General features: G+C 59.6%; 18 protein-coding genes. 11 read left to right on the top strand and 7 right to left on the bottom strand.

Annotated features, from left to right (window positions below):
* Window position 1 precedes the first annotated feature (1 nt).
* Genes MHM85_RS15105 through pelG form a run of 5 tightly spaced genes read left to right on the top strand, consistent with a single transcriptional unit; the run spans window position 2 to window position 6,003 of the window.
* A complete protein-coding gene (locus MHM85_RS15105; protein WP_231125629.1) occupies window positions 2-613 on the top strand; it encodes a hypothetical protein in 612 nt (203 codons plus the stop codon).
* A gap of 11 nt (window positions 614-624) precedes the next feature.
* Complete coding sequence (locus tag MHM85_RS15100) at window positions 625-1,986, top strand: PelD GGDEF domain-containing protein (RefSeq protein WP_139526191.1); 1,362 nt, start codon at window positions 625-627, stop codon at window positions 1,984-1,986.
* A complete protein-coding gene (locus MHM85_RS15095) occupies window positions 1,973-3,028 on the top strand; it encodes a HEAT repeat domain-containing protein (protein WP_139526190.1) in 1,056 nt (351 codons plus the stop codon). Before MHM85_RS15100 ends, MHM85_RS15095 begins: the two co-directional genes overlap by 14 nt.
* Window positions 3,025-4,599, top strand: coding sequence for a GT4 family glycosyltransferase PelF (gene pelF / locus MHM85_RS15090; protein ID WP_139526189.1), 1,575 nt, complete (start codon window positions 3,025-3,027; stop codon window positions 4,597-4,599). The genes MHM85_RS15095 and pelF overlap by 4 nt, the downstream gene beginning before the upstream one ends.
* A 21-nt stretch (window positions 4,600-4,620) precedes the next feature.
* Window positions 4,621-6,003, top strand: coding sequence for an exopolysaccharide Pel transporter PelG (gene pelG, locus MHM85_RS15085; RefSeq protein WP_239286353.1), 1,383 nt, complete (start codon window positions 4,621-4,623; stop codon window positions 6,001-6,003).
* A gap of 34 nt (window positions 6,004-6,037) precedes the next feature.
* Here the strand turns inward: pelG and waaA are convergent, their stop codons facing one another.
* From waaA to MHM85_RS15070, 3 genes are read right to left on the bottom strand one after another with little or no spacing between them, the layout of a single operon-like run.
* Complete coding sequence (gene waaA / locus MHM85_RS15080; RefSeq protein ID WP_139526187.1) at window positions 6,038-7,330, bottom strand: lipid IV(A) 3-deoxy-D-manno-octulosonic acid transferase; 1,293 nt, start codon at window positions 7,328-7,330, stop codon at window positions 6,038-6,040.
* Window positions 7,330-8,760, bottom strand: a complete 1,431-nt coding sequence (hldE, locus tag MHM85_RS15075; RefSeq protein WP_139526186.1) for a bifunctional D-glycero-beta-D-manno-heptose-7-phosphate kinase/D-glycero-beta-D-manno-heptose 1-phosphate adenylyltransferase HldE — start codon at window positions 8,758-8,760, stop codon at window positions 7,330-7,332. The genes waaA and hldE overlap by 1 nt, the downstream gene beginning before the upstream one ends.
* Window positions 8,750-9,847, bottom strand: coding sequence for a glycosyltransferase family 9 protein (locus MHM85_RS15070; protein ID WP_219862319.1), 1,098 nt, complete (start codon window positions 9,845-9,847; stop codon window positions 8,750-8,752). Before MHM85_RS15070 ends, hldE begins: the two co-directional genes overlap by 11 nt.
* On the opposite strand from MHM85_RS15070, the gene MHM85_RS15065 reads away from it, so the two are divergent.
* Window positions 9,846-10,589 (top strand): 3-deoxy-D-manno-octulosonic acid kinase, encoded by a 744-nt coding sequence (locus tag MHM85_RS15065; protein ID WP_139526184.1) that lies wholly within the window; start codon window positions 9,846-9,848, stop codon window positions 10,587-10,589. The two genes, MHM85_RS15070 and MHM85_RS15065, sit on opposite strands and share 2 nt — an antisense overlap.
* On the opposite strand, the gene MHM85_RS15060 is transcribed toward MHM85_RS15065, so the two are convergent.
* On the bottom strand, window positions 10,571-11,689 hold the full coding sequence (locus MHM85_RS15060; protein WP_239286354.1) for a glycosyltransferase family 4 protein: 1,119 nt from the start codon (window positions 11,687-11,689) through the stop codon (window positions 10,571-10,573). The two genes, MHM85_RS15065 and MHM85_RS15060, sit on opposite strands and share 19 nt — an antisense overlap.
* Before the next feature lie 84 nt (window positions 11,690-11,773).
* Here MHM85_RS15060 and MHM85_RS15055 point away from each other — a divergent pair, with 84 nt between their 5' ends.
* Window positions 11,774-12,868 (top strand): glycosyltransferase family 9 protein, encoded by a 1,095-nt coding sequence (locus MHM85_RS15055; RefSeq protein WP_139526182.1) that lies wholly within the window; start codon window positions 11,774-11,776, stop codon window positions 12,866-12,868.
* Here MHM85_RS15055 and MHM85_RS15050 read toward each other — a convergent pair.
* The gene (locus MHM85_RS15050) at window positions 12,779-13,540 is read right to left on the bottom strand and encodes a glycosyltransferase family 2 protein (RefSeq protein WP_139526181.1); all 762 of its coding nucleotides are present in this window, start codon (window positions 13,538-13,540) and stop codon (window positions 12,779-12,781) included. The genes MHM85_RS15055 and MHM85_RS15050 overlap by 90 nt on opposite strands.
* Window positions 13,541-13,682: 142 nt before the next feature.
* Between MHM85_RS15050 and MHM85_RS15045 the strand changes: the two genes are divergently transcribed.
* A complete protein-coding gene (locus MHM85_RS15045) occupies window positions 13,683-15,335 on the top strand; it encodes a sulfatase-like hydrolase/transferase (RefSeq protein ID WP_139526180.1) in 1,653 nt (550 codons plus the stop codon).
* Here the strand turns inward: MHM85_RS15045 and waaF are convergent.
* Both waaF and rfaD read right to left on the bottom strand, forming a co-directional pair.
* The gene (gene waaF, locus MHM85_RS15040) at window positions 15,332-16,342 is read right to left on the bottom strand and encodes a lipopolysaccharide heptosyltransferase II (RefSeq protein WP_139526179.1); all 1,011 of its coding nucleotides are present in this window, start codon (window positions 16,340-16,342) and stop codon (window positions 15,332-15,334) included. The two genes, MHM85_RS15045 and waaF, sit on opposite strands and share 4 nt — an antisense overlap.
* A complete protein-coding gene (gene rfaD, locus MHM85_RS15035; protein WP_239286355.1) occupies window positions 16,335-17,291 on the bottom strand; it encodes an ADP-glyceromanno-heptose 6-epimerase in 957 nt (318 codons plus the stop codon). Before rfaD ends, waaF begins: the two co-directional genes overlap by 8 nt.
* 109 nt (window positions 17,292-17,400) lie before the next feature.
* Here rfaD and glyQ point away from each other — a divergent pair, with 109 nt between their 5' ends.
* The 3 genes from glyQ (at window position 17,401) to gmhB (ending at window position 21,165) form a co-directional block, all read left to right on the top strand.
* Window positions 17,401-18,372: a glycine--tRNA ligase subunit alpha gene (gene glyQ / locus MHM85_RS15030; protein ID WP_139526177.1), complete on the top strand. Its 972-nt coding sequence runs from the start codon at window positions 17,401-17,403 to the stop codon at window positions 18,370-18,372.
* Entirely contained in the window at window positions 18,372-20,438 is a 2,067-nt protein-coding gene (gene glyS / locus MHM85_RS15025; RefSeq protein WP_139526176.1) for a glycine--tRNA ligase subunit beta, read from the top strand. The genes glyQ and glyS overlap by 1 nt, the downstream gene beginning before the upstream one ends.
* A gap of 166 nt (window positions 20,439-20,604) precedes the next feature.
* Complete coding sequence (gene gmhB, locus MHM85_RS15020; protein ID WP_139526175.1) at window positions 20,605-21,165, top strand: D-glycero-beta-D-manno-heptose 1,7-bisphosphate 7-phosphatase; 561 nt, start codon at window positions 20,605-20,607, stop codon at window positions 21,163-21,165.
* The last annotated feature ends 20 nt before the right edge of the window (window positions 21,166-21,185 follow it).

The following is a 21,185-nucleotide window of genomic DNA, read 5'->3' as shown; positions in this document are numbered from 1 at the left end:
CATGTCACAGGTAAACCAGCGGCCATGCCGTTACTCCACCCACTGCTTGCAGCGCCGCTCGAGCGCCCTCGGAGATACCGCTATGCATACCTACCTATCAAAGCCTCTTTTGTGGCTTGTGCTGCTGAGCCTGTGGTTGAGCGGCTGCGCTGTTACCGATGTGCATCGCTCTGACCCCGTCAGCCGACAAGCCAGCTGGGCCCTGCTACCCCTCGCCAATCACTCTGAAACACCGCTTGCGGGACACAAAGCGGAAGCTAGCCTGATGACCCTGTTACAGCAACGCGGCATTCACTCGCTCCGCCAAGCGCCACGGCCAGACGCCATGGACTTACTCAGCCTGCCCAGCGACCAGGATTACCAGGCAGCGCTTGCCTGGGCGCAGCAGCAAGGCGTGCGCTACGGCGTCACCGGCTCGGTGGATGAGTGGCAATACAAAGCAGGATTAGATGGCGAACCGGCGATTGGTATGAGCCTGCGAGTGGTGGATGTGAATAGCGGCGACATCGTGTGGAGCGCCAGCGGCGCGCGCACTGGCTGGGGGTTTAGTACCACTAGCGGCGTCGCGCAGAAACTCATGGCGGATCTCTTAGACACGCTGCCTTTGCAATAGAGGGGTCTGCCATGGCCACCCATATAGACGAACTGCAACCCGCGCTTGCCCCCCGCTGGCTGCGCTATCTGGAAACCCTCATCATCACCCTAGCGCTGCCAGTGATTGGCTGGATCATTAATCCAAACGATCCGCTGCTTTTGGGTAGTGGCCTGACGTGGCTGCTGGCCATTGCCCCCCTGCTCGTCGGGATGCGCTACGGTTTCGCCCTGGGCTTTGTCAGTGCCTTGCTCAGCGTCACCATCATGGGGTTGGAAGGTGTTTGGTATCACGGCGACTTGTTCGTCGAGCGTGCCCAGCGGCTGCCGATTGCCATCGCGCTCATTTTGGTGGGCATGGTGGCAGGTGAAATGGCGGATGTGTGGCGGCGGCGTCTTCAGCAAATGGCCATTCTGCACCGTGCGCAATCAACACGCCTGGAGGAGTTCGTGCGCCACTATCAGCTGCTGCGTGTCTCCCACGATCAGCTGGCAGAGCGACTGGCTGCCAACCCGTTTACCTTGCGTGATGCGCTGCGAGCACTGGAAGAGAAGTTCCTATCACTTGCCTCACACCAGGATCCACTGGCTCAGCATGGTGATGAACTGCTGGGTTTTTTAGCGCTTCACGCGCGCATTCAGCAAGCCGTGCTGTTGCCCGTGGATCAGCAGCAACGGCTTATGCCTCAGGCCGCAATGTGGTTTGGAGGGGAAACAGCCCTGGATTGGCATGACCCCATGCTAATGGCCTGCCTTGAACAGCGCCGTATGATCTGCCTGAAAAGCGCCATGGCCCAGGGCATCAATATTGATAACGCTCCCCTGCTTGCCGTCGTACCGCTCATGGACGTTGAAGAGCAAATTTACGCCGTGGTGGCGGTGACGGCGATGCCGTTCATTGATTTTCATCGCGGTCATTTACACCTCCTGGCGGTATTAGGTGCCCAGCTAGGTGACATGCTTCGACACACCCAGTGCTCTAGCCAAGGCAGCGGGGGCCATCAGCGCTCGCTGGTGGCGCAGTGGGTGCGGCATGCCCGAGAGCATCAGCTCACCTCACTGCTCGTAGCCATCGATTTTGCGGAGTCATTAAGCGACGCCCAGCTGCACCAGGCCGTTGATAACGTCGCTCAGCAGCAGCGCGGTCTGGATCGCAGCTGGATGGTGTGTCAGGCAGGTCTCCCAAGGCGCCTGTATGTGCTGCTCCCCTTAACCCAGCCACGCGCATTTACCATATACGCAGAGCGCCTGCAGGAACGCTTGGCCTCTGAACCTGGTCTTGGCGAAGCCTGTCAGGCCATTCGCCTCAGCTACCAAGTGATTGACGGACGACTATCGGCCAAAAAGCTTCTCTCGCGTCACGATCACGCCGAGGTGTCCCATGTACCGTCCTAATGCGCGCCCCCATATCGGTTGGCGCGTGCTGACAAGCCTGTGCTGGCTGTTAGCGGGCTTGGGGGTAGAAGGGTGGGTAGTCAATCGCTGGGTAATGGATAACGGGATAGTGGATAGCTGGGGCGCAAGCGTTGGGGCACCCTCGCTAACGCATCTGGCCGGGCACGCGGCGGGAAGCGTGTTACTGGCCGAAGGCCTTCGGCGGGCGCTCCCCCTCAACTATCAGCAACCCGTACTGGGCGCTCTAGTGGTGCTGTTCTTGCTGCTGTTTCTGCTGCCTGGCATTGCCTTTATCGGCTTACTGCTAGCCGTCGTGCCCGCGCTCTATTTATCCGCCCCGGCACGCCCTAGCGCTTGGCAACCGCTAGATTTACCCTCCCTTCCCTATCGGCCGCTGACACCCCCGAATGCTGATTCGATGGCTATGCGCGAAGGGCTCACTAGCGTCCTGAACGTCTCCGATAGCCCGGTGGCACGCCAAGAAGCCATTCTAGCTTGCCGCCATTTACCACCCAGGCAGGCCATTGGCCTACTGCGCTTAGGGCTGGCAGACCCAACCGATGATGTGCGTTTGCTGGCTTACTCCATGCTAAGCAACATTGAGCGCGATTTAGACGAGCGTATTCAGCGGCTGACGGCCACCCGTGACCAACATGGTGACCCTCACGGCCATCATGCCGAAGCGCTCGCCATGCTGAACTGGGAGTACGACTATCTGCATCTCGCCCAAGGCAGCACCGCACACTTTTATTTGACCCAAGCACTGAGTGAGATCGATACCGCCATTCGGCTTGCCAACTCCGCCCATCGCCAGCTGTTACGCGGTCGCTTGTGCTTGGCACTGAAAGCGTTCGATGACGCAGACGCCGCGTTTACACAGTGCGCATTGCTAGGCATGGAGGACGATGACCTAGCCGCTTACCGCGCGGAGCTGGCCTTCCAAACCCGGCGTTACCACGCCATGCAAGAGCAGCTTGCCCGGCTGAGCCCCAGCGCCGCGCAGCACCCTGTACTACACCCCTTGATGGAGTATTGGCGATGACATGGCCCACCCTGGGTAAACGCGATACACCGGCAGATGTCATTTTACTGCTCGAGGGCACCTACCCCATGGTACGAGGCGGCGTGAGCGCTTGGGTGGATCAGCTCATTCGAGGGCTGCCCCAACTGCGCTTTGCATTGGTTTTCTTGGGCGGTCGACCGGATCACTACCAGGGTATTTTGTTCGAGCGGCCCGCGAACGTGGTGCATCTGGAGTGCCACTATCTAATGGACGACCTGCCCTCGTTATCGGCCATCAAAGCGCGTCGAGGCAATCTCAGTACGTTCGACACCGTGCAGGAGCTGCACGAAAACCTGCGCAACCCTGAGCAGCAGGACCCGCTACGCGCCCTGTGTGATGTGGCGCGAATGATTGGCCAACGGGGCGGCTTGAGCCGCGAGGATTTTCTACATAGCCAGGCGGCTTGGCAGCAAATCGTTGACCACTACCTGACCCACGTCACCGAGCCCTCGTTCATCGACTACTTTTGGTCGGTGCGCAATATTCATGCGCCGCTCTTTTTGCTGGCCAGCATTGCGCAAAAACTGCCTAAAGGGCGCTGCCTACATGCCATTTCCACCGGTTACGCGGGATTTCTCGGCGCGCTGGCGCACCATATTCACCACCTCCCCTTCGCGATTACCGAACATGGCATTTATACCAAGGAGCGGCAGATTGACCTGTTAGAGGCAAAGTGGATCAAAACCTCCACCGATGCGCTATCCCACGGTTTTCAGATCCATACGGGCTACCTGCGCCAGATGTGGATTCGCTTTTTCCAGGGCCTTGGCCGAATGACCTATGCCAGCGCTTCGCACATTACCACGCTACACGAAGGCAACCGCCTACGGCAGATACAAGACGGTGCCGAGAAGGCGCGCACGCGGATTATTCCCAACGGGATTCAGATCGAGCGCTTCGCCCCGTTGCGCAGCGCGACCGCCCACAACCAGCAACCGATCGTGGCGCTGCTGGGCCGCGTGACCCCCATCAAAGATATCAAGACCTTCATTCGCGCGATGCGCCAGCTTATCAGCCAAGTCCCTGAAGCCCAGGGCTGGATTGTTGGACCCGACAGTGAAGACCCAGCTTACGCCCAAGAGTGCCGCGATTTAGTCCAGCAGCTAGGCGTTGAAAAGCAGGTGCGGTTTCTTGGCTTCCAACGTACCGAGGAGATACTGGCCCAGGTGCGCTTAGTGGTACTGACCTCTATTAGCGAGGCTCAGCCGCTGGTAGTACTGGAAGCCATGGCGGCGGGTATACCGGTGGTGTGCAGCGATGTGGGCGCCTGCCGGGAGCTGGTCATCGGCGACCCTGCTCAACAGCAGGCAGCGGGCCATATTGTGCCCATCGCCAACCCCATGGCCACTGCCCATGCCATGGAGCAGCTGCTAACGCAGCCCGCTAGATGGCTGGACGCTCGCGCAGCAGGCATCGCCCGCGTAGAGGCCGACTATACCGAGGCCTTAATGATGGCGCGCTATCTGCAGCTGTATGACGAGGTCATGTACCCCGACGCCCTCCCGATGACGGCAGCAGCTCGCCTGTTCACCGCGCTTGGCAGGCGCTAATACCTAGTTGAGGAGGGGGTTATGGCAGGCATTGGTTTTGAGCTTCGGCGATTACTGCGCCAGGACAGCTACGTCAGCCTGCTGCGTGCCTATGGCTACGCAGGCTTGATCAGTTCCGGGCCCTGGGTGCTGTCGATACTGGCAGTCATGGCGCTTGGGGTGTTGTCCGCAGCGACCAGTCCCAGTGGCAGTGCCCATGTAACGGAGTTTTTGGTCTCGGTGACTTGGCTGGTGGCTAGTTCACTGCTGCTAACGTCACTGGTGCAGCTGCTGTTTACCCGCTTTGTGGCCGACCGCCTGTTTGAAAAGCGCGACAGCGCGATTCTGCCGAACCTGTTTGGTCTGCTCACGCTGGTGGTACTCGTCGCGGCCAGCGTCGGGACAAGCCTTCTATGGTTCACCTTTCAAGGCACGCCATGGCTTTATCAGCTTGAAATGCTGATGAGCTTTATCGTGCTGAGCATGATCTGGTGCGTCACGGTGTTCGTTGCCGGTGTTAAGGCCTATCGCCAAGTCCTGTGGGCCTTTGCGTTTGGCTATGGCGCCACCTTCGTGGGTGGCATGCTGCTGAGCAGCTACGGATTGATAGGGTTACTGGGGAGCTTTGTGCTGGGCCAGAGCCTGCTGCTCTTTACGCTGCTGGCGATGGTGATTCGCCACTACCCAAGCGATCGGCTATGGGCCTTTGACCTGCACCGCGCAGGGCAGTGTCAGCGGGCGCTGATGGCCATTGGCTTGTTTTATCAGCTCGGTATCTGGGCAGACAAGCTCGTCTTTTGGTTTCACTCTGGCACCTCGGAGACCATTATTGGCCCGCTGCGCGCCTCACCCATTTACGACCTGCCGATCTTCTTGGCGTACCTCTCCATCGTACCGGGCATGGCCGTATTCATCATGCGTATGGAGACGGATTTCGCAGAGCGCTGCCAAGCGTATTACGACGCCATACGCCAAGGCGATACGCTGCTGCATATTGAGGACCTGCGCGGTGAGATGATGGCCAGCGTACGGCACGGCATTTATGACATCTTTAAAGTGCAGGGCATAACGGTCGTGGCCTTACTGCTCAGCGGACCGATGCTTTTTTCCTGGCTCGGTTTTTCCCACTGGTATCTGCCGCTATTTAATATCGACATCGTGGCAGTCGCCATACAAGTACTGTTTATGGCAATCCTCAACGTGCTATTTTATCTCGACCGCCTAAAACCCGCGCTGTGGCTATGCCTGCTATTTTTCATCGCCAATGTGCTTCTCACCCTGCTCAGCCAGATGCTAGGGCCAGTGTTTTACGGCTATGGCTATGCGCTGTCACTGCTGTTTACGTCGCTGGTGGGGCTTGCGGTACTCGATCATGAGTTTGAGCAGCTCACGTTCCAAACGTTCATGCTGCAGCCCCATAAGTAGGCCGCCAGGGCAAGAAGGGAGTGAATGCTTACTATCAAGACGGCATCGAGATCATCTGCTCAATACCCGTTAAGGTACGCGCGAGCGCCCCGCGTTGGGCTTTAATGACCGCCTTACCCGCTTGGCCCGCCTGCAGGGCGCGGGCCGGGTGGGTAAAGGCATCTACCAGCGCACTGGCGAGTGCATCGTGGGAAGCTACCACCGTCAGTGTCTTGGCCACCAACAGCGGCTCGGCAACATCACTGAAGTTCTCCAGCGACGGCCCGCACAGTACGGGCTTACCCAGTGCGGCAGGCTCCAATACGTTATGCCCGCCCAGTGGCACCAAGCTTCCGCCTACGTAAGCCACGCTCCCCGCGCCGTACAGCATCGCCAGCTCGCCCAGCGTATCGCCCAGGTAGACCTGGGTGGCGGACGTGACAGGCTGCTGCTGGCTACGGCGGCTCATTGCCCAGCCCTCGCGTTCGCACAGTGCCGCCACCTCGTCAAAGCGCTGAGGGTGGCGAGGCACCAGCACCAGCAGTGCGTCTGGAAAGCGTTCAAGCAGTTGGCGGTGGGCCGTGAGCAGCAGCGCTTCTTCACCATCGCGTGTTGAGCCCGCGACCCAGACGGGACGCTGACCCCACGCATGAAGTAAGCGCTCACTCTCTTCCAGCGCCCTTTCAGGTAAGGCTTGCTCGAATTTCAGCGATCCCACCACGGAGATCGATTCAGCGGCACAGCCCAGCGCTTGAAAACGCTCGGCGTCTTCTGGTGATTTAGCGGCCAGCCACGTCACGTTGGCCAAGGCCCCCTGCATCAGCGGGCGCAAACGCTGGTAGCGGCCAAACGCGCGGGGTGATAGTCGGCCGTTCACTACGACAACGGGCACCGCCTGCCGATGGCAAGCGTGAAGCAGGTTCGGCCACAGCTCGGTTTCAAACAGGATGGCAAGGTCCGGCTGTACGCAAGCCACAAAACGCCTGGCCGCGCCGGGAAAATCCAACGGCAGAAAACGGTGGGCAAGACGCGTCTGGTCGGCAGTACCCTGCTCTGCTATCAACGCCTGTGCCTGTCTGGCGCCGGTAGCCGTCATGGTGGTCAGCAGCAGGCTGTGGTGAGTAAAGCGCGCCAGTAGCCCTTCGATCAGCGGGCGGGCAGCGCGTACCTCGCCTACCGAGGCACAGTGCAGCCAAAGGCGCGGTTCGGGTGGCAGTGGTTCAAGGCGCAGCCCCAACCGCTGGAGCCGTGAGTAAGTGGGCACTTGCTCACGCCAGATGCGCCAGCCAATCAGCGGCGCTAAGCCATACAGCGCCGCTGAGTAGGCCAGCCGTGGCCAGCGGGCCATTAGCTTTCGCGATCCAGGATCGAGCTGATCATTGCCGTGGTGGACACGCCATCTTCGAAGCCCAGCACCTTGACCTCGCCACCGTTGGCGATCACGGCGCTGCCGCCAGCAATATCCTCGGGGCGGTAGTCACCGCCTTTGACCAGGATATCCGGCAGTACCTGCTCGATCAGGGCGGCAGGCGTGTCGTCACTGAACGGCACCACCCAATCCACCGCGCCAAGCCCGGCCAGTACTTGCATCCGCCGGTTCAGCGGGTTGATGGGGCGCTTTGGCCCTTTTAAGCGGCCAATGGAGGCGTCGTCGTTCACCGCCACAATCAGGCGGTCGCCTAGGCGCTTGGCCTGCTCTAAATACCCCACATGGCCCGCATGCAGAATATCGAAGCAGCCGTTGGTCATCACCACGCGCTCGCCGCGACGCTGCGCGGCGCGCACGGCCTCCACCAATGCTGCCTGCGTAATCACGCCAAATTCGGCCAGCTTATCGCCGTGCAGCGCGGTGTAGAGCTCAGCAATGGAGAGCGTGGCGGTGCCCGGCTTGGCCACCACTAAGCCCGCGCCGAGGTTCGCCAGCATCATTGCTTCCGGCAGCGAGTGGCCAGCGGCTAGCGCTAACCCCATCAGGCCAATCACGGTGTCACCGGCACCGGTCACATCGAACACTTCCTGGGCACGGGTGGGCAGATGCAGCGGCGCATGGCCTTCACGGATCAGCGTCATCCCTTTTTCGCTGCGGGTAATCAACAGCGCTTCGAGTTCGAGTTCGGCACGCAGCGCTTCGCCACGCTCGGCAAGAATGGCGTCCGTGGCGCAAGGCCCCACCACGGCCTCGAATTCGGTGAGGTTGGGGGTAATCAGGCTAGCCCCTCGGTACTTGGTGAAATCCTGCCCCTTGGGATCGATCAGCACCCGCTTGCCGTGCTGACGCGCCATGTCGATTAAATGCTCCACTTGATTGAGCGTGCCCTTACCGTAATCGGACAGGATCACCACGTCGCATTCGGGCAGTGCCTGTTCCACTTGTGCCAGCAGGGCGCTGGTATCCACGCTGTCGAGACGCTGCTCGAAATCCAGGCGCAGCAGCTGCTGGTTACGGCTCATCACGCGTAGCTTGGTAATCGTGGGTATATCAGGGCTGCGTTGGAAGTAAGTGCTTACATTGGCTGCCGCCAAGCGCTTTGAGAGCAGCTCGGCATTGTCATCCTCGCCCACCAGACCCGCCAGCGCGGCGTGCCCGCCCAAGGACGCCACGTTGAGCGCCACGTTGGCGGCGCCGCCGGGCCGGTCATCGGCATCTTCCACGCGTACCACGGGCACCGGCGCTTCCGGGGAGATCCGCGAGGTGCCGCCGTGCCAGTAGCGGTCGAGCATGACATCCCCGACCACCAGTACGCGGGCATGTTCCAGGGCGGTTAGATCAACTTTCATCCGAGAGTCCTGTTGTGGTGTGTGCTGCGCTGTGCGCCAGCAGCGCGTCTAACTTGGCAATGACGTCGTCCGCTTTGATCAAGTCCATCGCATCGGCATGGCGCACCCGCTGCCCCCAGCTCACTTCGTCCACCGATTTATGCAGATAAGTGCGTACCGCATCGGGGTAGGCATCGACGGCAAAATCGCGCCACAGATAGGGCGCAGCCCGTTGAGGGTTAGTGGTGGCATAGAGGCCAAGCGTCGGCGTGCCCATGGCATTACCCATATGGGCTGGGCCGGTATCCGGAGCAATCACTGCGCGGGCGTTATCGATCAGCGCCAGGACACCTTTCAATGAGGTGCCGCCGATGGCGTTGATGACGCTACCCGACTGGCAGAGCGCTTCGATCTGGTCGCCCATTTCGCGCTCCAAGGGGCTGCCGCCCCCCGTGAGTACGCTCTTCAGACCGTGCTGTACCCAGGCGTGTTCAATCACGCTCGCATACCCTTCCACCGACCAGTTGCGAAAATTACGTAGCCGCGCATTACTACAGGGGTTGATCACCAAGTAAGGCGTGTCACCACTGATCCCTCTGGCTTCTTCGTAGGCGATGGTAGGCACCGCAAGATTCCACTCCAAGCGGTCGTCTTCGACGCCCAGCAGACGGGCAAAATCCATGAACGACTCCAGCACATGGGCATTCGCATGGGGAGCCAACTGGTGCTGGGTGAACCAGTGCTGAGCGTCCTTGGCACGGGCCTTGTCATACCCTACCCGGACGTTGGCTTTGAGACCAAGCGAGAGCACGCTGGCGCGAATGGCCTGTTGCATATGCAGCAGTACGTCGAAGCGGGTATCGGCCAGCTCACGCCAGATGGCCCGCATGCCGGTAAGCCCGGTCGCTTTGTCGTACACGACGAACTCGACCCCGGAAAGCCCGGCCAGTAAACTGTGCTCCCCCTTGCCGATAATCCAGGTAATGCGCGCATGCGGCCACTGGCGCTGCAACGCTCGCACCGTTGGCACGAGATTGCACACGTCTCCCAACGCGGAGAGGCGCAAAATGGCAATATGGTTTGGTTGAACAGGCAGAGAGGGCTTCATGCGCTTAGCGGCACTCCGGCAGAAAAATGGGCTGATTCTACACGATGCAGACAGTTTAAGTGACGCCTGCGCAACACACCAACTCTCCTCCCCGGTTCACCCCCTAAGCGCGGCGCTGTTCGAGGCAGCGTACTGGCGAACGCGAGGTCTGGTGGTCGGCGAAGCGCCGGGCCGAGGTAGCAGCCTGTTCCTGAAGGCGCGCGACGACGAGCAGTGGGTGCTGCGCCCTTACCAGCGCGGCGGGCTTATCGCCAAGCTCAGCCAGCAGCGCTATGTGTGGCTGGGGGCCGAGCGAACCCGGGCGTTTCGTGAAATGCGTTTGACCGCCGCACTGTATGAGCAAGGCCTGCCCGTCCCGCGTCCGGTGGCCTGCTGTGTCACCCGGTTTGGGCTGACTTATGAGGCGGCACTGCTGACCGTGCGCATCCCCAGCGCTCGGGCGCTCGCCTCACTCCTCACCAATGAAGAGGCTGACGAGGCGCTATTAAAGCGCGTTGGCGCAATGATCAAGCGATTTCATCAAGCGGGCTTGGACCATGTCGACCTCAACGCCCGCAACATTCTGGTGGATGAGGCTGGCAAGCCCTGGCTGATCGATCTCGACCGCTGCCGACTGCGCCCGCCTGGCAAGTGGCAGGCACGTAACCTGCAGCGGCTGGAGCGCTCGGTGGCGAAGTTTGCCCCTGGCCAAGAGAAGCGTCTGATGGCGCCGCTTTACTCAGGCTATGCCGACGCCGAGTAGATCTCGATCAAGCGCTTTACGTGCTGCTTGTTGCTGAAGCGCTCTTCGACTCGTCGCCGAGCGGCCAGTCCCATGGCCTTGCGTGTGTCGGCTTCGCGAATCAACGTGGTCATGGCATCGCGCCAGGCGGGCACGTCAAACGGGCCTACCAACACCCCGGAATCAGCATCTACTAGCTCCGGCAACGACCCGGTATTCGAGCCTATGATCGGCATACCGCAGGCCATGGACTCGATGATCGTCAGACCGAACGCTTCGTTTTCCGAAGGAATACACACCACGTCCAGCACGGGTAGAATCTCCGTCAGGTCACTGCGATGCCCTAGAAAGGCGATCTTATCCGCCAGCGGCGTGCCCGCGATGGTGCGCTGCAACTCGGCATAAAATGTCTCCACACCCCCCGAGGCATAGTCCGTGCCTCCGATCGAGAGCGCATAGAAATGGAGCGAGGGGTCTAATTCCAGCAGCGCTTTTACCCATATGTCTTGGCCTTTACCCGGCGTCACGCGGCCAGGCAGACCGATCAATACAGCATCGGCCGGAACATTCAGTGCTTCGCGCTTAGCCGTGATGGCTGCGGGGTCACGATTGGGCTGGTACTTATCGATATCGACGCCGTGGGGCAAACACACCACCCGCTCCTGGGGAAGCGGCAAATTACGGATATTGCGCTGGTATGTTGCCTGGCTGATAGACAGCACGCGGTCCACGCAGCCATAAGCCATGCGATGATAGGGGCTTTTTTTCGGCCGCTGCCCGCCCACGTGGTCCGTGTAGATGATCCTTAGTGTCGGCAGCAGTGCTTTCAACAAGGTGGTGAGGCGCAGATCACTCGATTTATGGCAGTGAATGACGGAAATGCCCTCCTTGATGAGCCAGCGGCGGATCGAGAATAGCTGGGACAGCGCCTGGCCGTTGCTCGAAAAGGCTTTATAGGGCACTTCCTTACGCTGCATATAGCTCTCTACCTTGGTATCTTTCAGGCAGATGCCCCTGACCTCCCAGCCTTCAGACACTAGGTCTTCAATCACCCGATCGACATACAGCTCCATTCCGCCTTTGCCATCAGAAAGACACAGTTGCAGTACCTTCTTCGCCATCGCATGCCCTACCTAGCCGCGCACCGTTAAACAATCCTTACAATCTCTTGTAGTATACAGGCTGCTTTTAACGGGGCCTAAATCATGGCGCAGAAACTGCTTGTCGTCCGTAACGACAAAATCGGCGATTTTATGCTGGCGTGGCCAGCGCTAGCGTGCTTGAAACAGGCCTCGCCTATGCCCCACGTGACCGTGCTGGTGCCTGCCTATACAGCCCCCTTAGCCAAGGCGTGCCCATGGGTCGATGACGTCATCATCGACCCCGGTAGCCAGGCTGATAAAGCGACGCAGCAGGCGCTATTGTTTCACGTGAAACAATCGAAATTCGATGCACTGCTAACGCTGTTTTCGACACCGCGTATCGGTTGGCTAGGCATGAAAGCAGGCATTCCGCTGCGCGTTGCCCCTGCAACCAAGTGGGCACAGGTGTTTTATAACGTGCGAATACGCCAACGCCGCTCCCATTCCGCCAAACCCGAGTACCAGTACAACGTCGACTTGGCCTGTAAACTGTTGGCTCGACTGTCGTTAACGCTGACCACCCTGCCTTCGCCCCCGTTCTGGCCGATGGATGGCGCGCAGCGTCTTGTCCAACGCCAAACGTTGGCCAACGACACCTCAGAACGCGTGGTGGTGGTTCATCCTGGCAGCGGCGGCTCGGCGGTCAATCTATCGGTTGCGCAGTACGCCGAGCTGATCGCTCACGTTCACCGACAGTGCCAGCCTCTGCCACTACGCTGGCTCATCAGCGCTGGCCCCAGTGAACAGCCACAGGCACAAGACTTGAGGAAACAACTAGCCGAAAAAGGCGTCGAGGCAGACCACTTTCCAGCAACTCCCAGCGTGGATGCCTTTGCACTGCAGCTTGGCGGAGCGGATATGCTGATTGCCGGCTCGACCGGGCCGCTGCATATTGCAGGCTGTCTCGATATCGCCACGGCGGGTTTTTATCCCGCCAAACGCTCCGCTACGCCGCTGCGCTGGCAAACCTGCAACCGAGCGGAAAAGCGTCTGGCGTTTAGCCCCCCTGCTGATGCCGACCAACAGGATATGACCACGATCGACCTCGGCAACGCCGCCGAACGGATTTCAGCGCTGCTTGTCGGCAGTGCGGGTACGCACCCAGAGATCGGCGTACTTGGCGAAAGTGGAATGTGCGGAGAGCAGCGCCAGCAATAGCCCCTGCTTGCCATCTTTAAAGCCTGCTTTCAGCACGTACATCTTGAGGAAGCAAGCCAACCCGTGACCCATGCCCTGCCCTAGCGTGGCCGTTTTCCCCTGGGCGGCGCGCTGCTCTGCCCAAGCCTGGGCATAGTGGGCGGATTTCTCCAGATAGTGGCGCAGGTCGCGATAGGTGTAGTGCAGCAGGTCACCGGATAGCGGCTTTTCGGCCAAGCCTTCGTTGAGTACTAGCTTTTCATGCACCAGCGCGGCGTTATAGCCCGCCTGACCTCTTGGGTAGAGACGCAGCACGCGGTCTGGGTACCAGCCCGAGTGGCGGATGAAGCGGCCGAAGCACCACGATAGGCGGCTCACGCTATAGGCAGCGGGAGGCTGCTGAATGGCCGCCTCAATGCTGTCACGCAATTCAGGCGTCACGCGCTCGTCGGCATCGACCATCAAAATCCACTCACCGTTTGCCAGGGCTTCTGCCCGCTGGCGCTGAATGCCAAACCCCTGCCAGTCGGCGTTGACGTTCACATTCTGGGTGAACTCTCGCGCAATCTCGCACGTGGCATCCTGGCTGCCCGCATCCAGCACGACGATTTCATCAGCCCACGTCAGCGTTTCCAGACACTCACGTAAGTGGTGCGCTTCGTTTTTGACAATCAACACAGCGGAAATAGACACGTCTCACCTTTACCCACTCAGTTTGAGGCATACACGGCTCGTCCGTGATCCTGCCCATTTTAGTGACATGCTAACACGGCCACGGGGCGCGACTTTTGATAAGCTGACGCTTCATTTAGCACGTTCTGAAAAGGGATACAGGATGTTCGCTTCACGGTCACTCAAACTCACCCCTTGGCTACCGCTCGTCGTCATGGGTCTTAGCCTTGGCTATGCCGTCACCGTACTCACGCGTCTGCCCTGGTGGACGCTCTTTTTGATAGCAGCGGCATGGATTGGGGTGGGGCTCAAGCTGCGCTGGGGCGCGCCGATCAACGCACGCTACCGTCCAATGTGGCCATGGTCGCTGCTGCCACTTAGCCTATTCAGCGTCTATGTTTATTTGGCCGACAGCTTCGGAAACGTCGACCTCGGGGCGGTGTTTTTTCATTTACAGGCGGGCATGGCGGAGCATGGCGGGGCAGGTAAAATGCTGCTGGCACTGACCTACACGCTCACCGTGTTGGCGGTGCTGGTATCGGTGACGTGGTTGTCGCGCCACGATCAGCGCTGGCGTTTGACCGAGCGCTTCTTTGCCATCGCGCTATTGGCGGCCAACCCACTGCTCTACGGCATTGGTCAACGCAGCGCCGCGATAGTGACGGACGATGGCGCTTGGCTAGATCGACGCTATGTTGCGCCACCCACCGGCGACCAACCCAATGCACCCAACCTACTGCTGATGTACCTGGAGAGCATGGAGCGCACCTATAGCAACGAGCTATTTGGCGACGCCTACGCAGATTTAGCGGCACTGGGCGAGCGCGGATTGGTGTTCGAGGGCATTCAGCAGATGGAGAATACGGGCTGGACCATGGCTGGGATGATCGCCAGCCAGTGCGGCGTCCCCCTCATGCCCGCCGGCCTGCTGCACGATAGTCAGTTCGAACCGCTCAGCCAAGTCGTACCCGGCGTTGAGTGTCTGGGAGACGTGCTGGCCGGTCAGGGCTACCGGCTCAGTTTTTTGGGAGGCGCCAGCACGCAGTTTGCTGGTAAAGGGCTTTTCTATCGTGGTCACCAGTTCGATACCGTCAAAGGTAAAGAAGAACTGCTACCGGATCTCGAGGATCCTGAGTATGTGAACAGTTGGGGTCTTTATGACGATACACTATACGATGTGACCGTCGACGAAATACGTCGACTGAGCGAGGAGGATGACGGTCCTTGGGCCGTGGTGAACCTGAGCATTGCGGGCCATGCGCCCAGCGGTTTTCCCTCGCAAACCTGTCTGGACCGCCAGGGCGAATTCGATGGTCAGGATATTCTCTACTCGGTAGAGTGCTCTGCGCGCCAAGCCCGAGACCTCGTTGAACGGTTAGAGCAAGAAGGACTGCTGGAAAACACGCTAGTGGTGGTACTCAGTGATCATCTCACCATGCGCGTGTCGGTGTGGGATCAGCTCACCACCTTGGATCGCGACAATACGCTCATCATGCTGGGCGAGGATATCCGTCCGCAGCGAGTAAGGCGAGGCGCCACCATGCTAGACGTTTTCCCCACGATCCTCGACGCTATGGGCCTCACATTGAACGATCACCGCGCGGGCCTTGGCGCTTCACTACTTGGCAGCCAACCCACGCTGGTCGAGATTCATGGGCTGGAGGCGCTGAATGAACGTCTACGGGAGGAGACCGCGCTGCAGCATCGCCTTTGGGACGGGCTAACCCCTCAGCGGCGTGCGCCTGAAGAGAGCGCCACCGATCAGATCATCGAAACACCCGCCGATCAAGCTGACGAAATGGAGATCATGCGCTAGGTGCGCATGGCCTGATACACCCGTTCTACGCCTAGCTCGTTCAAGCAGTTCGTATGGCCTAACGGGCAGGTACGCTGAAAGCACGGCGAACAGGAGAGCCCGAGGTAGTGGATGTCCGCGTTATCCGTTAGCGGTGGCGTATAGGCGGGCGATGACGAGCCATATAGCGCTTGGATGCGCACCCCTACCGCCGCCGCGACATGCATGAGCCCTGAATCGTTGGTAACGACCTGGCGACAGTCGGCCAAAAGGTCCACGGCATCGGCCAGCTGTGTTTTTCCGCATAAATTATGCGCATGCGGCAAGCCATTCACGATGCTCTGCCCTGCAGGGTGATCTTTCGCTCCGCCTAGCACGCGAATCTCGAAACCATCGTCGATCAGTCTCGCAGCCAATTGATGAAAATACGCCAACGGCCACTGCTTGGCAGGACCATACTCCGCGCCGGGCATCATGCCGATGGCGGGACGAGAGGACAGCGTATGGCTCAGGCGCAAATTCACCAAGTTATCACGGTCAATGGTGAGCCGTGGCTTGGGAATCGAGAACTGCCCGCTTTGTGCCTCTTCCAATGGCAGCCCCAGCGAGACGAACCGTTTGACGGTTTGATCCAGCACCTGCTTGTCGAGCTTGCGACGCTCTTTTAGCAAGCCGTAGCGGTGCTCTCCCAAAAAACCCACGCGCTCAGGAATGCGGGCCATGAAGGGCACCAAGGCGGCCTTCCAAGAGCGCGGCAGAACGATGGCGCGATCGAAGCGACCGCGTAGCCGTGCCGCCAGCTCGCGACGGCTGGCAAGGCCAAACTCTCCGTGGCCTACCGCCAGCGGTAGCACTTCGTCCACTTGAGGCATGCGCTCTAAGATCGGCTGGGACCATCCCGGAGCGACCACACCTAGCGTGGCGCCTGGATAGCGCGCCTTCAACGTCATGAACAGACTCTGCGCCATGACCATATCGCCGACCCAGGAAGGACCGACGACCAGCAGCCGCTTGGCCGAGTTAGCCATTCAACCACTCCAAGTACGCCTTGACGCCCTGGGCGACGGTTTTGAATTCCACGTCACAACCTGCCGCACGCAGTTGGCTAATATCGGCACGCGTGTAGCTTTGGTAGCGCCCTTTCAACTCTTGGGGGAAGGGAATGTAATCGATCTCGCCCTGACCGTAAAAATCGATGACCGCTTCGCCAATCGCCTTGAACGGCTCGGCACGCCCGGTGCCCAAATTGAAGATGCCTGATGCGTGAGGGTTATCCAAAAACCAGAGATTCACATCGACCACATCGCCCACGTAGACGAAGTCGCGGCTCTGCATGCCCGCCTCATAGCCACTGTAAGCACCGAACAGCTTCAGCGTTTCGCCGTTACGGATCTGCAGATGGTTGTGATAGGCAACGCTGGCCATCTTGCCTTTGTGCTGCTCTCGCGGCCCGTAAACGTTGAAGTAGCGGAAACCTACCACTTGAGTCGTCAGCTCGTTCCAGCGCGAGCGAACGTGCTGATCGAACAGTAGCTTGGAGTAGCCGTAGACGTTGAGCGGCTTCTCATGCTCCGGCGCTTCCTTGAACACCTCGCTGCCACCGTAGGTCGCCGCCGACGATGCGTACAGAAAAGGGATGCCCAGTTTTTCACAGTAGTTGAGCAGCACTTTGGAGTACTCGAAGTTATTCTCCATCATATAGTGCCCGTCCCACTCGGTGGTGTCCGAACAGGCCCCTTCATGGAAAATCGCATCGATGGTGGGCAAGTCCACTGTTTCACCACGTAGCGCGGCTTTCACGCGGGCGATGAAATCGTCTTTATCCAAGTAGTCAGCCAGCGTGCAGTCCGCCAAATTGACGAATTTGGTGCCATCGCGCAGGTCGTCGACCACCATCACATCGTCACGGCCGCGAGCATTTAGCGCTTTGACAATATTGGCGCCGATGAACCCGGCCCCGCCTGTTACCACGATCATCTCGTTCTCCTTACCAAAAGCGGCTCTTTGGCTAACGTGCCTATAACCCATCTGCCTGTGATTGTATACTTGACGGCTTATGAATTCATGGCCAACGGTGCTTTCCGCGATGAGTGTTTCGACAAACCAATCGACACCCGATGTGTCGACCTTTCAAGGCTTGATCCTTGCTCTGCAACAGTATTGGGCAGAACAGGGCTGCGTCATCCTTCAGCCCCTCGATATGGAAGTCGGCGCGGGCACCTTCCACCCCGCCACGTTCCTGCGGGCGATTGGTCCAGAAACCTGGAATGCTGCCTACGTTCAGCCTTCCCGCCGCCCAACCGACGGCCGCTATGGCGAGAACCCCAATCGCCTGCAGCACTATTACCAGTTTCAGGTGGTAATGAAGCCTTCGCCCAGCAACTTGCAGGATCTGTATCTGGGTTCGCTGAAGCGTTTAGGACTTGACCCGCTGATTCACGACGTGCGCTTCGTAGAAGATAACTGGGAATCCCCGACGCTCGGCGCTTGGGGATTGGGCTGGGAAGTATGGCTCAACGGCATGGAAGTAACCCAGTTCACCTACTTCCAGCAGGCGGGCGGTATCGAGTGCTACCCCGTCACCGGCGAGTTGACCTACGGACTCGAGCGTATCGCCATGTACCTGCAAAACGTGGAGAGCGTTTACGACCTGGTATGGGCCATCGCGCCGGACGGCAGCAAAGTCAGCTACGGCGATGTCTACCTGCAAAACGAGCGCGAGCAGTCGGCGTATAACTTCGAGCACGCCGACGTCGAGCAGCTCTTTGCTGCCTTCGACCATCAGGAAAAAGAGTGCAGCAAGCTGCTGGCCGCGAGCCTCCCGCTGCCCGCCTACGAGCAGGTGCTCAAAGCGTCGCATACCTTCAACCTGCTGGATGCGCGCCACGCCATTTCTGTGACCGAGCGTCAGCGCTTCATTTTGCGCGTGCGCACCATGGCGCGTGATGTTGCCACTGCCTACTTCGAGTCTCGTAAAGCAGCAGGATTCCCCATGGCATCGGAGGAATTGCGCCGTGAACTGTTACAAGATGAGCTCGCCGAGCAGGGAGACGCATAATGGCCGTTGATACGCTTTTATTAGAACTGGGCGCAGAAGAGCTTCCGCCGACCGCGCTGGACGCGCTCTCAGACGCCTTTGCCGATGGCATCGAAAAAGGTCTGCAGGACGCCGAGATTCCCTTCGAGGCGGTGACCGCCTACGCCACCCCTCGGCGCCTAGCCGTGAAAGTTACCGGACTCGCCGACAAACAGCCGGATCGCGAAGTAGAGCGTCGCGGACCCGCGCTGGCCGCCGCTTTCAAAGACGGCGTCCCCACCAAGGCGGCGGAAGGCTTTGCTCGCTCCTGCGGTGTCAGCGTGGAGAATCTGATCCATCTGGAAACCGATAAAGGCACCTGGCTTGGCTACCGCGAGCAGCAGCAAGGTGACAGCGTTCAAGCGCTGCTACCGGAGATGGTGCGCAAGACGCTACACTCGCTTCCAGTGCCCAAGAATATGCGCTGGGGCGCGTCCCGCGTCGAGTTCTCGCGCCCCGTGCACTGGCTCGTGGCCCTGTATGGCAAAGACGTCATTGCAGCAGAAGCGCTGGGGCTGGAAGCCAGCCGTACCACCTACGGCCACCGTTTCCACGCGCCGGATGCCATCCAGCTCGAGCACGCCGATGACTATCTAGCGGCACTCGAGAATGCCTACGTTCTGGCCGACCGCCAGCAGCGCCGCGAGCGTATTCGTGAGCAGGTGCTCGCCGAGGCCGAGGTTCAGGAAGCCAACGCCGTCATCGATGAAGACCTGCTGGTCGAGGTGAGCGGTTTGGTGGAGTGGCCCGTGGCGCTCACCGGCAGCTTCGACGAGCGCTTCCTGGAAGTACCTGCCGAGTGCCTGATTTCCTCGATGAAGGCCAATCAAAAATACTTCCACCTGCTGGATGATCAGGGCAAGTTGAAGCCGCTGTTCATCACCATCTCGAACATCGAGAGCCAGGATCCCGACCAGGTGATCTCCGGTAATGAAAAGGTTATTCGTCCGCGCTTGGCGGATGCCGCCTTCTTCTACGATACCGACCGGAAGCAAACGCTGGGCTCACGCATACCGCAACTGGAAAGCGTAGTCTTCCAGCAGCAGTTGGGCACGTTGGCGGACAAGGCCCGCCGCAGCACGGCCATCGCCACTTTCATCGCTGAGCGCATCCAGGGTGACGTGGCTCATGCGCAACGCGCTGTGGCCCTGGCCAAATGTGATCTCGTTACCGAAATGGTGCTCGAATTCCCCGAGCTGCAGGGCATTATGGGCCGCTACTACGCCGAGCAGGATGGCGAACCGGCGGAGGTTGCCCAGGCGCTGGAGGAGCAGTATCTACCTCGCTTTGCCAGCGACGCGATTCCGCACAGTTTGACCGGCCAAGCGCTGGCTCTGGCCGACCGCCTGGATACGCTGGTAGGCATTTTCGGTATTGGTCAACGCCCCACCGGCGCCAAGGACCCCTTCGCCCTGCGCCGCGCGTCCATTGGCGTATTGAACATCCTGGTCAAAGGCGAGTTGAACCTCGACCTACGCGAGCTGCTGCAGGTCACTGCTGACCAGCACCAGAATCTCCCGAAAGCCGAGGGCCTCGTAGAAGACGTGTTGACCTACATGCTCGACCGCTTCCGCGCCTGGGGCCAGGAGGAGGGTATCTCTGCTGAGATGTATCTCGCCGTTCGTGCTCGCCCGGTGACCAAACCGCTGGATTTTGCGCGCCGCTTACGTGCCGTGAAAGCCTTCGCCCAGCGTGAAGAAGCCGCGGCATTGGCCGCTGCCAACAAGCGTGTTTCCAATATCTTGAGCAAGCAGGAGCACGACGGCAGCACTCAGGTAGACGCCTCGATTCTTCAAGAAGCGGCGGAAAAAGACCTGTTCGAAGCGGTTACGGCTAGCCAACAGCAGGTGGCGCCGCTGTTTGCTGCAGGCAATTACCAGCAGGCGCTAGACGCGCTGGCCACCCTCCGCGAGCCTGTCGATGCTTTCTTCGATCAGGTCATGGTCATGGCGGACGACGATGCCATTCGCCGTAACCGCCTTGCCCTGCTGGCCAGCCTGCAAGCGCTGTTCCTGGAAGTAGCCGATATCTCTCAGCTCCCCCAGTAAGACGGTGAAGGATTGAGCGCATCGACTGCTCTAGAGGCACAACCGACAGCCCGGCTTTTGACAAGCCGGGCTTTCTATTGAGTAATGGAGTGTTTCACGTGAAACACTCGTTCATTGCCTCGTCAGCGCTTACGCTAAGCAGAGACGTTTTCTTGAAGGGAGCCTTATGATCACCGCTCAGCAACTCGTGATACTGGACCGCGATGGCGTGATTAATCACGACTCGGATGCCTATATCAAATCCTTGGACGAGTGGATCCCCTACCCGTCTGCCATTCGCGCGATTGCGCGGTTAACCCAGGCAGGCTTTACCGTGGCAGTGGCCACCAATCAATCCGGCATCGCTCGTGGCTACTACGATGACGCCACGCTCAGTGCCATGCACGAGCGTTTGCATACTCTGGTGCAGGCGGAAGGTGGTCATATAGCGCATATCGCTTACTGCCCTCACGGGCCAGATGATCAGTGCGGCTGCCGTAAACCACTGCCCGGGCTGTTGACCGACATACGTGACAAACTGACGCTTCCCAGCCTGACAGGCAGCTGGATGGTGGGTGACAGCCTTCGCGACCTGCAAGCGGGTGAAGTGATGGGCTGCCGTAGCGTTCTCGTGAAGACAGGTAAAGGCGAAAAGACCCTCGCAAACGGGAACGGGCTGGAGCACGCCTTGGTCTACGCTGACTTGGCTGCATTTGTTGACGACTTATTAGCAGAGGCCTTGGATTAATCTTTCGATACGGTTTTCAC

This window comes from Halomonas sp. McD50-4, assembly GCF_022348135.1.
Taxonomy (GTDB): Bacteria; Pseudomonadota; Gammaproteobacteria; order Pseudomonadales; family Halomonadaceae; genus Vreelandella; species Vreelandella piezotolerans.
The sequence above is the reverse complement of the archived record's forward strand: the minus strand, read 5'-3'. Positions and strand labels throughout refer to the sequence as shown.

Bases quoted from the DNA above. Each gene is read 5' to 3' on its own strand.
- rfaD (WP_239286355.1), bottom strand. From the start codon at position 17,291: ATGATCGTGGTAACAGGCGGGGCCGGGTTCATCGGCGCCAATATTGTC.
- glyS (WP_139526176.1), top strand. From the start codon at position 18,372: ATGGCCGTTGATACGCTTTTATTAGAACTGGGCGCAGAAGAGCTTCCG.
- gmhB (WP_139526175.1), top strand. From the start codon at position 20,605: ATGATCACCGCTCAGCAACTCGTGATACTGGACCGCGATGGCGTGATT.
- MHM85_RS15060 (WP_239286354.1), bottom strand. From the start codon at position 11,689: ATGGCGAAGAAGGTACTGCAACTGTGTCTTTCTGATGGCAAAGGCGGA.
- pelG (WP_239286353.1), top strand. From the start codon at position 4,621: ATGGCAGGCATTGGTTTTGAGCTTCGGCGATTACTGCGCCAGGACAGC.
- waaF (WP_139526179.1), bottom strand. From the start codon at position 16,342: ATGGCTAACTCGGCCAAGCGGCTGCTGGTCGTCGGTCCTTCCTGGGTC.
- MHM85_RS15095 (WP_139526190.1), top strand. From the start codon at position 1,973: ATGTACCGTCCTAATGCGCGCCCCCATATCGGTTGGCGCGTGCTGACA.
- MHM85_RS15070 (WP_219862319.1), bottom strand. From the start codon at position 9,847: ATGAAGCCCTCTCTGCCTGTTCAACCAAACCATATTGCCATTTTGCGC.
- waaA (WP_139526187.1), bottom strand. From the start codon at position 7,330: ATGGCCCGCTGGCCACGGCTGGCCTACTCAGCGGCGCTGTATGGCTTA.
- glyQ (WP_139526177.1), top strand. From the start codon at position 17,401: ATGAGTGTTTCGACAAACCAATCGACACCCGATGTGTCGACCTTTCAA.
- pelF (WP_139526189.1), top strand. From the start codon at position 3,025: ATGACATGGCCCACCCTGGGTAAACGCGATACACCGGCAGATGTCATT.
- hldE (WP_139526186.1), bottom strand. From the start codon at position 8,760: ATGAAAGTTGATCTAACCGCCCTGGAACATGCCCGCGTACTGGTGGTC.
- MHM85_RS15045 (WP_139526180.1), top strand. From the start codon at position 13,683: ATGTTCGCTTCACGGTCACTCAAACTCACCCCTTGGCTACCGCTCGTC.
- MHM85_RS15055 (WP_139526182.1), top strand. From the start codon at position 11,774: ATGGCGCAGAAACTGCTTGTCGTCCGTAACGACAAAATCGGCGATTTT.
- MHM85_RS15100 (WP_139526191.1), top strand. From the start codon at position 625: ATGGCCACCCATATAGACGAACTGCAACCCGCGCTTGCCCCCCGCTGG.
- MHM85_RS15105 (WP_231125629.1), top strand. From the start codon at position 2: ATGTCACAGGTAAACCAGCGGCCATGCCGTTACTCCACCCACTGCTTG.
- MHM85_RS15065 (WP_139526184.1), top strand. From the start codon at position 9,846: ATGCGCTTAGCGGCACTCCGGCAGAAAAATGGGCTGATTCTACACGAT.